Source organism: Streptomyces sp. TRM68416, from assembly GCF_014596915.1.
Classification (GTDB): domain Bacteria; phylum Actinomycetota; class Actinomycetes; order Streptomycetales; family Streptomycetaceae; genus Streptomyces.
Genome location: NZ_JACVWU010000003.1, coordinates 359,299 through 372,796 on the forward strand (window position 1 = coordinate 359,299; position 13,498 = coordinate 372,796).

At 72.0% G+C, this 13,498-nt stretch carries 14 protein-coding genes; 3 read left to right on the forward strand and 11 right to left on the reverse strand.

Annotation, left to right across the window (positions count from 1 at the left end):
- Positions 1–65: 65 nt before the first annotated feature.
- From ICC28_RS07010 to ICC28_RS07055, 11 genes are all read right to left on the reverse strand, one after another.
- Positions 66–1,394 (reverse strand): sulfate adenylyltransferase subunit 1, encoded by a 1,329-nt coding sequence (locus ICC28_RS07010; RefSeq protein ID WP_188287537.1) that lies wholly within the window; start codon positions 1,392–1,394, stop codon positions 66–68.
- Between the two features lie 2 nt (positions 1,395–1,396).
- Entirely contained in the window at positions 1,397–2,332 is a 936-nt protein-coding gene (gene cysD, locus ICC28_RS07015) for a sulfate adenylyltransferase subunit CysD (RefSeq protein ID WP_188287538.1), read from the reverse strand.
- The gene (gene cysC / locus ICC28_RS07020) at positions 2,329–2,865 is read right to left on the reverse strand and encodes an adenylyl-sulfate kinase (protein WP_411158571.1); all 537 of its coding nucleotides are present in this window, start codon (positions 2,863–2,865) and stop codon (positions 2,329–2,331) included. The genes cysD and cysC overlap by 4 nt, the downstream gene beginning before the upstream one ends.
- 35 nt (positions 2,866–2,900) lie before the next feature.
- Positions 2,901–3,611, reverse strand: coding sequence for a phosphoadenylyl-sulfate reductase (locus ICC28_RS07025; protein ID WP_188287540.1), 711 nt, complete (start codon positions 3,609–3,611; stop codon positions 2,901–2,903).
- Positions 3,608–3,787, reverse strand: a complete 180-nt coding sequence (locus ICC28_RS07030) for a hypothetical protein (RefSeq protein WP_188287541.1) — start codon at positions 3,785–3,787, stop codon at positions 3,608–3,610. The genes ICC28_RS07025 and ICC28_RS07030 overlap by 4 nt, the downstream gene beginning before the upstream one ends.
- Positions 3,784–5,481 carry a nitrite/sulfite reductase gene (locus tag ICC28_RS07035; RefSeq protein ID WP_188287542.1) on the reverse strand — a complete coding sequence of 566 codons (1,698 nt, stop codon included), beginning with the start codon at positions 5,479–5,481 and terminating at the stop codon, positions 3,784–3,786. The genes ICC28_RS07030 and ICC28_RS07035 overlap by 4 nt, the downstream gene beginning before the upstream one ends.
- A 129-nt stretch (positions 5,482–5,610) precedes the next feature.
- Positions 5,611–5,694, reverse strand: a complete 84-nt coding sequence (locus ICC28_RS41225; RefSeq protein ID WP_317453974.1) for a putative leader peptide — start codon at positions 5,692–5,694, stop codon at positions 5,611–5,613.
- Between the two features lie 125 nt (positions 5,695–5,819).
- Positions 5,820–6,392 carry a GNAT family N-acetyltransferase gene (locus ICC28_RS07040; protein WP_188287543.1) on the reverse strand — a complete coding sequence of 191 codons (573 nt, stop codon included), beginning with the start codon at positions 6,390–6,392 and terminating at the stop codon, positions 5,820–5,822.
- Positions 6,393–6,409: 17 nt separating this feature from the next.
- On the reverse strand, positions 6,410–7,612 hold the full coding sequence (locus tag ICC28_RS07045) for a hypothetical protein (RefSeq protein ID WP_188287544.1): 1,203 nt from the start codon (positions 7,610–7,612) through the stop codon (positions 6,410–6,412).
- Positions 7,613–7,760: 148 nt separating this feature from the next.
- Complete coding sequence (locus ICC28_RS07050; protein WP_188287545.1) at positions 7,761–9,041, reverse strand: GAF domain-containing protein; 1,281 nt, start codon at positions 9,039–9,041, stop codon at positions 7,761–7,763.
- Positions 9,042–9,421: 380 nt separating this feature from the next.
- Positions 9,422–11,056: an acyl-CoA dehydrogenase family protein gene (locus ICC28_RS07055; RefSeq protein ID WP_188287546.1), complete on the reverse strand. Its 1,635-nt coding sequence runs from the start codon at positions 11,054–11,056 to the stop codon at positions 9,422–9,424.
- A 98-nt stretch (positions 11,057–11,154) separates the two neighbouring features.
- Here ICC28_RS07055 and ICC28_RS07060 point away from each other — a divergent pair, with 98 nt between their 5' ends.
- From ICC28_RS07060 to ICC28_RS07070, 3 genes are all read left to right on the forward strand, one after another.
- Positions 11,155–12,327 carry a YihY/virulence factor BrkB family protein gene (locus tag ICC28_RS07060; protein ID WP_188287547.1) on the forward strand — a complete coding sequence of 391 codons (1,173 nt, stop codon included), beginning with the start codon at positions 11,155–11,157 and terminating at the stop codon, positions 12,325–12,327.
- A 159-nt stretch (positions 12,328–12,486) separates the two neighbouring features.
- Entirely contained in the window at positions 12,487–12,861 is a 375-nt protein-coding gene (locus ICC28_RS07065) for a PadR family transcriptional regulator (RefSeq protein ID WP_188287548.1), read from the forward strand.
- Complete coding sequence (locus ICC28_RS07070) at positions 12,858–13,448, forward strand: HAAS signaling domain-containing protein (protein ID WP_188287549.1); 591 nt, start codon at positions 12,858–12,860, stop codon at positions 13,446–13,448. Before ICC28_RS07065 ends, ICC28_RS07070 begins: the two co-directional genes overlap by 4 nt.
- Positions 13,449–13,498 lie beyond the last annotated feature (50 nt).

Here is a 13,498-nt window from a genome sequence, read left to right on the forward strand (position 1 = left end):
GGCCGGGACCGCGACGACGGGGGCCGGCCGGCCCGCGCGTCGCCCGATCCCGGTCGAGTCCATGGTCAGAAGTCCCAGCCGTCGTCCTCGGCCTCGTCCTTGACGGGCTCCGGGGAGGCGAAGGACTCGCCGACCATGCCGGCGGTGAGCGTGGTGCCGTCGTTCGGGTCGATCAGGATGAACGAACCGGTGCGCCGCGAGTCGGCGTAGGAGTCGACGGGCAGCGGCTCGGCGGTGCGGACCTTCACCCGGCCGATGTCGTTGGCGACTAGCTGTCCCGGGTGCGGGTGCAGGGACAGGTCGTCGAGCGTGAGCCGGGACGGGATGTCCTTGACGATCGCCTTGACCGTGCGCGTGCCGTGCTTGAGCAGCACCCGGTGGCCGACGGTGAGCGGGGCGTCGGCGACGTGGCACACGGTCGCCTCGATGTCCTGGGTGGTCGGCGGCGCGTCCTTGCTCGGCACGATCAGGTCGCCGCGCGAGATGTCGATGTCGTCCTCCAGCAGGAGGGTGACCGACTGGGTGGTCCAGGCGACGTCGACCGGCTCGCCGAGCAGGTCGATGCCGGCGATCTTGGTGGAGCGGCCCGAGGGCAGCACGGTGATCTGCTCGCCGACGTGGAACGAACCGGCCGCGATCTGGCCCGCGTAGCCCCGGTAGTCCGGGTGCTCGGCGGTCTGCGGGCGGATCACGTACTGCACGGGCAGCCGCGCGTGGCAGTGGCTCAGGTCGTGGGTGACGGGGACGGTCTCCAGGTGCTCCAGCACCGTCGGGCCGCCGTACCAGTCCATGTTCGCGGACGGCTCCACCACGTTGTCACCGGCGAGCGCCGAGATCGGGATCGCGGTGACCTCCGGGACGCCCAGCTCGGTCGCGTACGCCGTGAACTCCTCGGCGATGGCGGCGAAGACCTTCTCCTCGTAGCCGACGAGGTCCATCTTGTTGACCGCGAGGACCACGTGCGGCACCCGCAGCAGCGCGGCCAGCGCCGCGTGCCGGCGGGTCTGCTCGACGACGCCGTTGCGGGCGTCGATGAGGATCACCGTCAGCTCGGCCGTGGAGGCACCCGTGACCATGTTGCGGGTGTACTGCACATGCCCGGGGGTGTCGGCGAGGATGAACCGGCGCTTCGGGGTGGCGAAGTAGCGGTAGGCCACGTCGATGGTGATGCCCTGCTCGCGCTCGGCCCGCAGGCCGTCGGTGAGCAGGGCCAGGTCGGGGGCGTCCTGGCCGCGGTTGCGGGAGGCGTGCTCGACGGCCTCCAGTTGGTCGGCCAGCACCGACTTGGAGTCGTGCAGCAGCCGGCCGACGAGGGTGGACTTGCCGTCGTCGACCGAGCCGGCCGTGGCGAACCGCAGGAGGGTCGTCTCGGTGAGTTCCGTGGTCGTGCTCATGGTTAGAAGTACCCCTCGCGCTTGCGGTCTTCCATCGCGGCCTCGGACAGCTTGTCGTCGGCGCGCGTGGCGCCCCGCTCGGTGAGCCGGGACGCGGCGATCTCGGTGATGACCTGCTCAAGGCTCACCGCGTCGGAGTCGACGGCGCCCGTGCAGGACATGTCGCCGACCGTGCGGTAGCGGACGAGCCGCTTCTCGACGGTCTCGCCGTCCTTCGGGCCGCCCCACTCACCCGCGGTCAGCCACATGCCGCTGCGCTTGAACACCTCGCGCTCGTGCGCGAAGTAGATCTCCGGCAGCTCGATGCCCTCACGGGCGATGTACTGCCAGACGTCCAGCTCGGTCCAGTTGGACAGCGGGAAGACGCGGACGTGTTCGCCGGGCGCGTGCCGGCCGTTGTAGAGGTTCCACAGCTCGGGCCGCTGCCGCCGCGGGTCCCACTGGGAGAACTCGTCGCGCAGCGAGAACACCCGCTCCTTGGCGCGCGCCTTCTCCTCGTCCCGGCGCCCGCCGCCGAAGACCGCGTCGAACTTCTCGCTCTGGATCTTCTCCGTGAGCGGCAGCGTCTGCAGCGGGTTGCGGGTGCCGTCCGGGCGCTCCTTGAGCACCCCGCGGTCGATGTAGTCCTGCACGGAGGCGACGTGCAGCCGCAGCCCGTGCCTGGCCACCGCGCGGTCGCGGTAGTCGAGGACCTCGGGGAAGTTGTGGCCGGTGTCAACATGCAGCAGCGAGAAGGGGATCGCCGCCGGGGCGAACGCCTTCAGCGCCAGATGCAGCATGACGATGGAGTCCTTGCCGCCGGAGAACAGGATCACCGGCCGCTCGAACTCACCCGCCACCTCACGGAAGATGTGGACCGCCTCGGACTCCAGCGCGTCCAGGTGGGAGACGGAGTACGGGGCCTCCGTGCCCTCCTCCACAGCGGCGATGGTCGTCATGCCAGTCCCCTTTCGCTGAGCAGCGCGTACACGGCCGCCGCGGACTCCTGCACGGTCTGGTGCTGCGACTCGATGCGCAGGTCGGGCGTCTCGGGCTCCTCGTAGGGGTCGTCCACCCCCGTCAGCCCGGACAGTTCGCCCGCGGCCTGCTTGGCGTAGAGCCCCTTCACGTCGCGTACGGAGCACACGTCGACCGGCGTGGCCACGTGCACCTCCAGGTACGCCGTCCCGCTGTCCTGGTGGCGCTTGCGCACCGCCTCGCGGCTGTCGGCGTACGGCGCGATCACCGGTACCAGCGCCTTGACGCCGTTGCGGGCGAGCAGGTCGGCGAGGAAGCCGATGCGCTGCACGTTGGTGTGCCGGTCCTCGCGGCTGAAGCCGAGGCCCGCCGAGATGAACTCGCGGATCTCGTCCCCGTCGAGCACCTCGACGCGGTGGCCCTCCTCGCGCAGCCGGCCGGCCAGCTCGTACGCGATCGTGGTCTTGCCGGCGGACGGCAGACCCGTGAGCCAGACGGTGGCTCCGGTCGTCACGTGGTTCTCCTGATTCTCCGGAAACGGGGTCGTGGTCACAGGTGCAGCCCGCATTCGACCTTGGCGCGACCGGCCCAGCGGCCGGCCCGCGCGTCCTCGCCCTCCAGGACGCGGCGGGTGCAGGGGGCGCAGCCGACGGAGGTGTAGCCGTCCATCAGCAGCGGGTTGGTGAGGACGCCGTGCTCGGCGACGTAGGCGTCGACGTCGTCCTGGGTCCACCGGGCGATCGGCGAGATCTTGACCTTCTGCCGCTTGTCGTCCCAGCCGACGACCGGGGTGTTGGCCCGGGTCTCCGACTCGTCGCGGCGCAGGCCGGTCGCCCAGGCCGCGTAGTCCTTCAGGCCCGCCTCCAGCGGCTGGACCTTGCGCAGCTTGCAGCACAGGTCCGGGTCGCGGTCGTGCAGCTTGGGGCCGTACTCCGCATCCTGCTCGGCGACCGTCTGACGCGGGGTGAGCGTGATGACGTTCACGTCCATCACCGCCTCCACCGCGTCCCGCGTCCCGATCGTCTCCGGGAAGTGGTAGCCGGTGTCGAGGAACACCACGTCGACGCCGGGCAGCGCGCGGGAGGCGAGATGGGCGACCACCGCGTCCTCCATCGAGGAGGTCACGCAGAAGCGCTTGCCGAAGGTGTCCGCCGCCCACTGGAGGATCTCCAGCGCGGAGGCGTCCTCCAGGTCGCGGCCCGCCTGCTCGGCGAGCGCCTTGAGATCCTCCGTGGCGCGGTCTTCCCTGGTGGTCGTCATATCGCGTCTCCCCCCGCTTCGGTCCGCCGGACTCCCCGGGCGAGCAGCCCGAGGAACTTCAGCTGGAAGGCCCGGTTGCACGCCGCGCACTCCCACGCGCCGTGGCCCTGCTCGGACGGACGAAGGTCCTCGTCGCCGCAGTAGGGGCAGTAGAAAGGGGCGGCCCGCTCGCTCATGACAGGGCCTCCTCGGACGCGCGAGCGGCCCACGCCGCGAAACGCTCGCCTTCCTCGCGCTCGGCCTGGAACCGCTTCAGAACCCGCTCGACGTAGTCGGGCAGTTCCTCCGAGGTCACCTTCAGACCGCGCACCTTGCGGCCGAAGCCGGCCTCGAGACCGAGGGCGCCGCCCAGGTGCACCTGGAAGCCCTCGACCTGCTCGCCCCGGTCGTTGAGGACCAGCTGGCCCTTGAGACCAATGTCCGCGACCTGGATACGGGCGCAGGCGTTCGGGCAGCCGTTGATGTTGATCGTGATCGGCTCGTCGAACTCCGGGATGCGGCGCTCCAGCTCGTCGATGAGAGAGGCGCCGCGCGCCTTGGTCTCGACGATGGCGAGCTTGCAGTACTCGATGCCGGTGCAGGCCATGGTGCCGCGCCGGAACGGAGAGGGCTTGGCGGTCAGGTCCAGCGCCTCCAGCGCCTCGACCAGCGACTCGACCTGCGCCTCCTCGACATCGAGGACGATCATCTTCTGCTCGACGGTGGTACGGACCCGGCCCGAGCCGTGCGCCTCCGCCAGGTCGGCGATCTTCGTCAGGGTGGTGCCGTCCACGCGGCCCACGCGCGGGGCGAAGCCGACGTAGAACCGGCCGTCCTTCTGGCGGTGCACGCCGACGTGGTCGCGCCAGCGCTCCACCGGCTGGGCGGGCGCGGGGCCGTCGATCAGCTTGCGCCCCAGGTACTCGTCCTCCAGGACCTGGCGGAACTTCTCCGCGCCCCAGTCGGCGACCAGGAACTTCAGGCGGGCGCGGGTGCGCAGCCGCCGGTAGCCGTAGTCGCGGAAGATCGAGATGACGCCCTCGTAGACGTCGGGGACCTCGTCGAGCGGGACCCAGGTGCCGAGCCGGACGCCGATCTTGGGGTTGGTGGACAGGCCGCCGCCGACCCACAGGTCGAAGCCGGGGCCGTGTTCGGGGTGGTCGACGCCGACGAAGGCGATGTCGTTGATCTCGTGGGCCACGTCCAGCAGCGGCGAGCCGGAGATCGCGGACTTGAACTTGCGGGGCAGGTTCGAGAAGGCCTTGTTGCCGACGATCCGGCGCTGGATCTCGTCGATGGCCGGGGTGCCGTCGATGATCTCGTCCTCGGCGATCCCGGCGACCGGCGAGCCGAGCACGACACGCGGGGTGTCGCCGCAGGCCTCGGTGGTGGACAGGCCGACCGCCTCCAGGCGGTTCCAGATCTCCGGCACGTCCTCGATGCGGATCCAGTGGTACTGGACGTTCTGCCGGTCGGTGATGTCGGCGGTGCCGCGCGCGAACTCCTGCGAGATCTCGCCGATGACCCGCAGCTGCTCGGTGGTGAGCCGGCCGCCGTCGATGCGGACGCGCAGCATGAAGTACTCGTCGTCCAGCTCCTCCGGCTCCAGGATCGCGGTCTTGCCGCCGTCGATCCCGGGCTTGCGCTGGGTGTACAGGCCCCACCAGCGCATGCGGCCGCGCAGGTCGTTGGGGTCGATCGAGTCGAAACCGCGCTTGGAGTAGATCGTCTCAATGCGTGTCCGCACATTGAGACCGTCGTCGTCCTTCTTGAACTGCTCGTTGCCGTTCAGCGGGGTGAAGTGCCCCGCGGCCCACTGGCCTTCACCGCGGTGACGGCTCACCTTGCGGCGGGGAGTCGCGGCGGCAGGCTTCTGCGGGGTGGCGGCCATGGTGGATACGTCCTTCGGGACAGGCGGGAAAACGGCTTTGACCTGCGCATTCGGCGCATGGCAGACAGGCGCGTCCGTGCGCGGGAAAGCAGGCAAACGGGGAGGTGTCGGGCGAAGCTGGAGGTGCTCTCAGCGCGCCGGACACATGGCGCTGGACATGCGGCCGAGGTCGACGTGCCGCCGACTCACCAAGGCAATTCCAGTTCCAGACATGACGGAAGCGTGTCATGGCGATCTGGACACAGTCCAGCTTCGTCCATTATGCGGACACCCTTGTCTCGGAGAATGAGAAAAGGGTGTCCTTGGTCACATCGCGGGGCAGGGTCCGCCCGTGCAGGTCAGGCGGGGTGCGCCCCGGGCCAGGGGCCCGTCAGCGGCCGTACCGGCTCCTCCTCGACCTTGGTGTCGAAGAGCTGGAAGCCGCGGCGCCGGTAGTTGTCCATGGCGTGCTCGCCGTCCAGGTCGCAGGTGTGCAGCCACACCCGCTTCGTCTGCGACAGGCCCGGCCAGCGGTCGGCGAGGTCCCACGCGCGGGCGGTGCCGTACGCCAGCAGATGGCCGCCGAGCCGGCGGCCGCGGAAGGCGGGGATCAGCCCGAACTGGACGATCTCCACCACGCCGTCGTCCTGCGGCACGAACTCCATGTACCCGGCGGGAGTGCCCCGGTCGTACACCACCCAGGTCTCCACGCCCGGCCGGTCCAGGTACTCCTGCCACTGGGCGTACGTCCAGCCGAGCCGGTCGGTCCAGCGGACGTCGCCGCCCACGGAGGCGTACAGGAAGCGGCTGAACTCGGGGGAGGGCACCTCGGCGCGGACGATCCGCACGTCGCCGTCGGGCGCGTCGGCCGGGAGGAGGTCGGCCGGCGAGGCCTGCTCCAGGGACCAGGTGGTCACGGGGATGTTGGGCATGCCGACCAGGGAATCATCTACTCCAGTGCGCTGTCGATCGTGTTCAGTCCCAGCGAAAACAGGGTCCGGCCCGACTGCGACCAGACCTCGCCGGTCGCCTCCGAGTAGGACAGGGACGCCGTCGCCGGACTCCAGCAGCGGTGCGTCCCGTACGGCTCGCACCGGGCGGTCTCGGCGCCGCTCGCGTTCTGCCGCCACAGCGAGCCCCGCTCCTGCGACGGCCCTGCGCTGTCGCTCACGTACCAGCGGGAGCCGTAGGACAGGACGCCCGCGAGGCCGGCCGCGTCCGTCCGGTACGCCTCGTCGGCCCGGCCGGTGGCGAGCAGGCCGGTGCGGTCCGGGTCCTTGCTGAAGGCGTACCGCCACAGCCGGTCGCCGCCGCTCGCCACCAGGCTGTCGGGGGCGGTGCTGCGGTCCAGGGAGAGGCCGGTGGGGCGGGCCCCCCGGTACGCGCCGACCGCCGGCAGCACGAACCGGGCGCCGTGCGCCGACCAGCCGCCGTGCGCCCGGCCGACCGCCGCGCTGTCGACGGTGGCGCGCTGGATGCGGTGCAGATCGTAGACGTACAGCCCCCCGGAGGCGGTGACCAGCAGCTTGTCCTGGTACCAGACCATGCCGGAGACGGGCGAGGGGAGCGCGCGGTAGTCGCTGCCGTCGGCGGTGGGGACGGCGAGCAGCACCCATGTGTAGCGCAGGCGGTCGGGGTCGGTGGCGTCGATGAACGCGACGCGCGAGAGGTTCTCCCGGGACCAGGCGGACAGCACCACACGCTGCTCGCCCCACATCCCGTCGTCGTCCGCGTCCCCGGAGGTGGTGACCGCCCCGGCGCGCCAGGAACGGGTGTCGGCGGCGTCCCAGCAGTACGCGTGGTCGGCGGCCGGTGCGACGGGCAGCGCCTCCCGCTCGGCGTCCGTGCAGTCCCCGGCGTTCCGCAGGGAGCGGTCGGCGTCGTCGAGCACGGCACGGACACCGACGGTACGGCCCATCGCCGCGGTCAGCCGGTTCAGGTCCCGGTCCGGCACGAGGTCCTCGTGCAGCCGCAGGGTGTCGAGCTCGGTGGCGGAGGTGATCCGGTCCAGCGCCCCGGGGTCCTCGTCGACCGTGGCCTGCGAAGCGCTGATCATGGTGGCGGCGGCGGTGAGCGCAAGGGCGGTCCCGGCCAGCACGCCACGCAGCGCACGGCCCCGCTTGCGCCGGCGATGTCTCCCGCGATGCTTCATATGGTCCTCCCGAGGCGGGCCAACTGCGCCTGATGATCCGTACGTTGACCGAGGAGCAGGTGGGGTGGCCCGTAGGGGATGCTACGGCAGTACGGTGCGGTCGGGGACGAAGACCCCGCAATTGTGCGGAAGATGCTACTGAGGCACGTCAGGGAGTGCCGCGCCGGGCCCTCACGCCCGGTGCCGTCGAGTGCGGCAGCAGGTGCAGGGGGTCGTCCGGGAGCAGGACCTCGATCTCCGTGTCCTCGCGGAAACGGTACGGCCGGTGTTCCAGCAGTTCTCCGAGGTAGCGCCGTACCCGGGACATCTCGGCCCGCACCGTCACCGTGCGGCCGGGGTCGCCGAACATCTCCCGCGCCAGGCCCGCCGCGCTGATCCCGGAGCGGTGCAGGGCCAGCAGATAGAGCAACTCGGCGTGCCGGGGGCTGAGTTCCCGGCTCCAGTCGCCTGCGCCCCCCAACACCGTCAACGACCAGCGGCGCCGCTGCGACAGGTCCAGCACGATCCGCCGCCCCCCGCCCGACTCCGGCTCCTCGGCCGGCCGCAGCAGCCAGCCGCCCGCCAGCGGCTCCACCGCGCACACCCCGAGCGGCGGCAGCCACCGGCGGCCCGGCGACAGCGACTTGGGCAGCGTGATCCGGTCGGTGTACGGCCATCCGGTCACCGCGGCGGTCCAGCCGTCCCGGTCCACCACCAGCGCCCGCCCGGTGAGCCGGGACAGCACCGGCGCCGCCACCGCGCGCAGCCGCTCCAGCGCGTTCACGTGCAGCTCGCGCAGCCGGGCCTCCGCGAGCTTGGCCACCGAGTCCACCCAGGCCAGGGTGGCCGGATGCATGGTCTCCAGCGGACCGCTGATGTCCACCACGCCGAGCAGCCGCCCGTCCCGCGGGTCGGTGATCGGGGCGCCCGCGCAGGTCCAACTGGTGTGCGTGCGCACGAAGTGCTCCGCGGCGAACACCTGGACCGGCCGGCGCACCACCGCCGGTGTGCCCACCCCGTTGGTGCCCACGACGTCCTCCCGCCAGTCGGCACCGAGTTCGAACCCGAGCCCGTCGGCCTTGCGCAGCACCGGCGCACTGCCCTCGCGCCACAGCACCCGGCCGTCCTCGTCGGCCACCACCATGATGTGGTGGGCGACGTCCGCGACCGCGAGCAGCCCCTCGCGCAGCACCGGCAGCACATGGCGCAGCGGGGTCGCCTCCCGGCGCCGCTGCACCTCCTCGCGGGACAGCAGCCCCGACCTGAAGTCGTGCTCGGGGTCCACGCCGCTGCGGAGCATCCGCCCCCAGGACTCCTCGATCACGGGACGCGGCGCGACCGGCCCGCGGCGGCCCGAAAGCGTGGCGTCGCGCACGTCGTTGAGCACCCGCGCCGCACGGGCCGCGTCGACGGCGGCCAGTTGCGACACGTTCATCGGTGAGAGCGCCACTGGTCCTCCCGGACGTCGCCCTGTACTGGTCGGCTGTTCGTTTTCATGGTGCCGCCCGCCCTCGGGCGGAGGGGCCCACTCCGCCCATAGCGCACGGCAAGTTGCAACCCCCTGCAACCCTGGTGGTCCGGCTTGGCCTGATCGAGACTTGAGCGACGCCGCCCCGGGCGGCGTTCGCGGCCTCGAACGGGCCAGTGCGAAGGGTGGTGCCGTGTCGGCGCAGCACCACCCTTCGTCGTTCCGGTGTGTCGGCGTCGGAGTCGGAGTCGGCGTCCGCGGGGGCGTCGGCGTCCGCGGGGGCGTCGGCGTCCGCGGCGGCGTGGGGGCTTGTCGCCGCCACGCGGCGGAGCCGCATGCCGATGCCGCCCCGCGCCCCTCGGTCAGGCCTGCGGCCCGGCCCGATCCACGATCGACGCCAGATCCAAGCTGTGCGGAAGTGTTCCGAAAGCCGCGCCGCCCTCGGCACTCAGCCTCGACGCGCAGAACGCGTCGGCCACCTCCGGGGGCGCGAAGCGGACCAGCAGCGAACCCTGCAGGACCAGCGCCAGCCGTTCCGTGAGGCGCCTCGCCCGGGCCTCGATGCCCTCCAGGTCGGCCAGCTCGGTCAGGAGGTCCTTGATGGCCGCGTCCAGGCGGTGGTCGGCGCCGCGGGCCCGGCCGACCTCCTGGAGGTAGGCGTTCAGGGCCAGGGGCTCCCGCCGCAACGCCCGCAGCACGTCCAGGGCCTGGACGTTGCCGGCGCCCTCCCAGATCGAGTTCAGGGGGGACTCCCGTACCAGCCGGGGCATTCCGGACTCCTCGACGTACCCGTTGCCGCCCAGGCACTCGGCCGCCTCCACCGCCACCGGCGTACAGCGCTTGGTCACCCAGTACTTGGCGGCCGGCACCGCGATCCGCAGGAGCGCCCGCTCCTGCTCGCCGCCGTCGTCGTAGGCCGCGGCGAGCCGCAGCCCGAGCGCGGTCGCCGCCTCGGACTCCAGCGCCAGGTCGGCCAGCACGTTGCGCATCAGCGGCTTGTCGACGAGCTTCCCGCCGAACGCCTCGCGGTGGGTGCAGTGGTGCACGGCCTGGGCGACGGCCTGCCGCATCAGCCCCGCCGAGCCCAGCACGCAGTCCAGCCGGGTCGCCGCCACCATCTCGATGACCGTGCGCACCCCGCGCCCCTCCTCGCCCACCCGGCGCGCCCACGTCCCGGCGAACTCCACCTCGGCCGACGCGTTCGACCGGTTGCCGAGCTTGTCCTTGAGCCGCTGGATGCGGAAGGTGTTCCGCGAGCCGTCGTCGAGCACCCGCGGCACCAGAAAGCAGGTCAACCCCTCCGGCGCCTGCGCCAGTACCAGGAAGCCGTCCGACATCGGCGCCGAGCAGAACCACTTGTGCCCGGTCAGCTCGTAGGACCCGCCGTCGGGCAGGCGCCGCGCGACGGTCGTGTTCGCGCGTACGTCGCTGCCGCCCTGCTTCTCGGTCATGGCCATCCCGAGCAGCGCCCCCGCCTTCTCGCCCACGGGCCTGAGCCCACGGTCGTAGACCGTGGACGTCAGCAGCGGCTCCCACGTGGCGGCCGACTCCGGGTCGGCGCGCAGCGCGGGCACGGCGGCGTGCGTCATGGACAGCGGACAGCCGTTGCCCGCCTCGACCTGCGTCCACACCAGGAAACCGGCCGCCCGCCGCACATGCCCGCCCGGCCGGGTCCAGGCCGAGGTCAGTCCCGCGGCGACACCCTTGCCGAGCAGCCGGTGCCAGGCCGGATGGAAGTCGACCTCGTCGACCCGGTTGCCGTAGCGGTCGTGCGTGCGCAGCCGCGGCGGGTTCTCGTTCGCCTGCGCGGCCCACTCCTGCAACTGCGCCGAACCGGCCGACCGCCCCAGCGCGCAGAGGTCGCCGTGGGCCTCCGCCAGCAGCTCGGGGGCGAGGTGCCGTTCGACCGCCTCGGTCAGCGCGCGGTCGGCGCCGTAGACGTCGTATCCGACCAGGGGCGGGGGCTGGTTCGTCACGGTGTGGGTGCTGCCTGCCATGTCTGTGAACCTACCCTTCCGTCTCAGGGCGGTCACACCGCCGACGCGGCGGCCCCCGGCGGGACCACCGCAGGCCGGACGGCGGATACCGTTAGGACGTGCAGCCAGCAAGTGAAACCCCTCAGAGGCCCTCCGGCCGTCTCCACCGGGCACGGGCCCTCTACCGGAACGTCTCGAAACGCAGGACCGCCTGGCTGTTGCTCAAGGACACCGTCAACTCGTGCATCGAGTACCGGATCCTGGGCCTCGCCGCGGAGGCGGCCTTCTTCACGCTGCTGTCCGTGCCGCCGCTGCTGCTGAGCATGATCGGCCTGCTCGGCTATGTCGACGACTGGACCGGCACCGACACCATCAGCAGCCTGGAGGCCAACCTGCTGGAGGCCTCCCGCACGGTCCTGTCGGACGAGGGCGTCAGACAGATCGCCCAGCCGATCCTCGACGACGTCATGAAGGGCGGCCGCCCCGACGTCATCTCCATCGGCTTCCTGTTCGCGCTGTGGTCGGGCTCGCGCGCGGTGAACGTCTTCATCGACACCATCACCGTGATGTACGGCCTCGACGGCGTCCGCGGCATCGTCAAGACCCGGCTGGTCGCCTTCGTACTGTTCCTGGTGGCCCTGGTGATCGGCTCGATCGCGCTGCCGCTGATGGTGGCGGGACCGGACGCCGTCCTCAACGTCCTGCCCTGGTCGGAGACGCTCGTCCAGGTCCTGTACTGGCCCGTCGTCATCCTGCTCTCCATCGCCTTCCTGACGACGCTCTACCACGTGTCCGTGCCGGTGCGCTCGCCCTGGATCGAGGACGTGCCCGGAGCCCTGGTCGCCCTCGGCATGTGGGTGCTCGGCAGCTTCCTGCTGCGCATCTACCTGACCAACACGGTCGAGGGCGCCACGATCTACGGCTCGCTGGCCGCCGCCGTCGCCGTACTGCTGTGGATCGGCGTGTCCGCGTTCGCCGTCCTCGTCGGGGCCGCGGTCAACGCCGCGATCGACCGGGTGTGGCCGGCCGCCGCCACGGCGGCGGCCCGCGCCGCCAACGAGCGGCTGCGCGAGGCCCAGGTCGCCGAGTACGTGGCCCGGGCCGCCGCCCACCGGGAGGCCGCCCACGAGGACCCGGACGACCCGGACGACCTGGACGACCTGGGCGACCCGGACATGCCCTCGGAGTTCCCGGAGCGCTGGTCCCGCTTCCTGCCCCCCGAGGACGTCACGTCACGCCTGCGCACCCATGTGAAGAGCACGCACCCCCCGCACAAGAACGACGGTCCCTGAGACCACCCGGAAGCCGCGTCCGATCAGTGGGCCCGCCCGGCCGCCCGCCTGATCGCGGCCGGGCGGGCCCACGGTCCGTCGGCGCCGGGACCACCGGCCTGACGGGTCGAGGGGCCCCCTCCGTCCGCCCCACTTGCCTCGTCAGGTATCTTGCATCGCATGGAACCAGGTGATTCGACCAAGCAGGCCCGGGCGGCCGCCCAACTGCGCAAGGGCGTCCTGGAGTACTGCGTGCTCGCCCTGATGCGCGACCGCCCGCGCTACGGCGTGGAACTCCTCCGCGCCCTGGAGGACTCCGGTGCCCTGGCCACCAGCCAGGGCACGGTCTACCCGCTGCTCTCCCGGCTCCGCCGCGACGACCTGGTCACCACGACCTGGCAGGAGTCCGCCTCCGGTCCACCCCGTCGTTACTACGCGCTCACCGACAGCGGCCGGGCCGCGCTCGACGAGTTCACCCACGTCTGGCCCGGCTTCCGGGGCGCCGTCGACGCCTTCCTGGCCACCCCGCACCCTGCCACCGGAGAATCCGCATGAAGACCTCTGCCGACCCCGTACGCGACTACCTCTCCGCCGTCGAGCGCGAGGGCTCCGCACTCCCCGCCGACCGTCGCCAGGAACTCCTCGCCGACCTCGCCGAACACATCGAGGTGACGCGCACCGAACGCCCCGAGGCCACGATCGGCGAGATCCTGGCGCAGCTGGGCGACCCGCGCGCGATCGCGGCGACGGCACTGGCCGAGGCGGGGACCGCGGCCCCGGCCCCGAGCGGTGCCGGCGCACCCGCCCGGCGCGGCAAGGTGCACCCCTTGGTCCCGCTCCTGATGCTCACCCTGCCGTTCCTCGTCGCGGTGGCCCTCCCCGGCGTTCCCGCCGCACAGTTCTGCAGCACCTTGTTCCGCGTCGTCGGGGCGGTGCTGCTCTGTACCTCGGTGCACTGGACCCCTGTCCAGAAGACCACCGGCGTCCTGATCGCCGCCGTCCTGCCGACCGTCGCCATCAGCATCTGGATTTCCGCCGGCAGTGGCCCTTCGGGCGACGGCCCGGCCCTCCTGGCCAACCTGGTCACGTTCGCCCTGCTGACCGTCACGGCGGCATGGCTCTGGCGGGCCCGCCGCGCCTGAAGCCATGAGGGCCGGCCCCGGGCCCCACGGCTCGACCCGCCGGCCGTGGC

Coding starts and splice junctions, on each gene's coding strand:
- ICC28_RS07010 (WP_188287537.1), bottom strand. CDS start 1,394: ATGAGCACGACCACGGAACTCACCGAGACGACCCTCCTGCGGTTCGCC.
- cysD (WP_188287538.1), bottom strand. CDS start 2,332: ATGACGACCATCGCCGCTGTGGAGGAGGGCACGGAGGCCCCGTACTCC.
- ICC28_RS07025 (WP_188287540.1), bottom strand. CDS start 3,611: ATGACGACCACCAGGGAAGACCGCGCCACGGAGGATCTCAAGGCGCTC.
- ICC28_RS07030 (WP_188287541.1), bottom strand. CDS start 3,787: ATGAGCGAGCGGGCCGCCCCTTTCTACTGCCCCTACTGCGGCGACGAG.
- ICC28_RS07035 (WP_188287542.1), bottom strand. CDS start 5,481: ATGGCCGCCACCCCGCAGAAGCCTGCCGCCGCGACTCCCCGCCGCAAG.
- ICC28_RS41225 (WP_317453974.1), bottom strand. CDS start 5,694: ATGTCTGGAACTGGAATTGCCTTGGTGAGTCGGCGGCACGTCGACCTC.
- ICC28_RS07040 (WP_188287543.1), bottom strand. CDS start 6,392: ATGCCCAACATCCCCGTGACCACCTGGTCCCTGGAGCAGGCCTCGCCG.
- ICC28_RS07045 (WP_188287544.1), bottom strand. CDS start 7,612: ATGAAGCATCGCGGGAGACATCGCCGGCGCAAGCGGGGCCGTGCGCTG.
- ICC28_RS07055 (WP_188287546.1), bottom strand. CDS start 11,056: ATGGCAGGCAGCACCCACACCGTGACGAACCAGCCCCCGCCCCTGGTC.
- ICC28_RS07065 (WP_188287548.1), top strand. CDS start 12,487: ATGGAACCAGGTGATTCGACCAAGCAGGCCCGGGCGGCCGCCCAACTG.
- ICC28_RS07070 (WP_188287549.1), top strand. CDS start 12,858: ATGAAGACCTCTGCCGACCCCGTACGCGACTACCTCTCCGCCGTCGAG.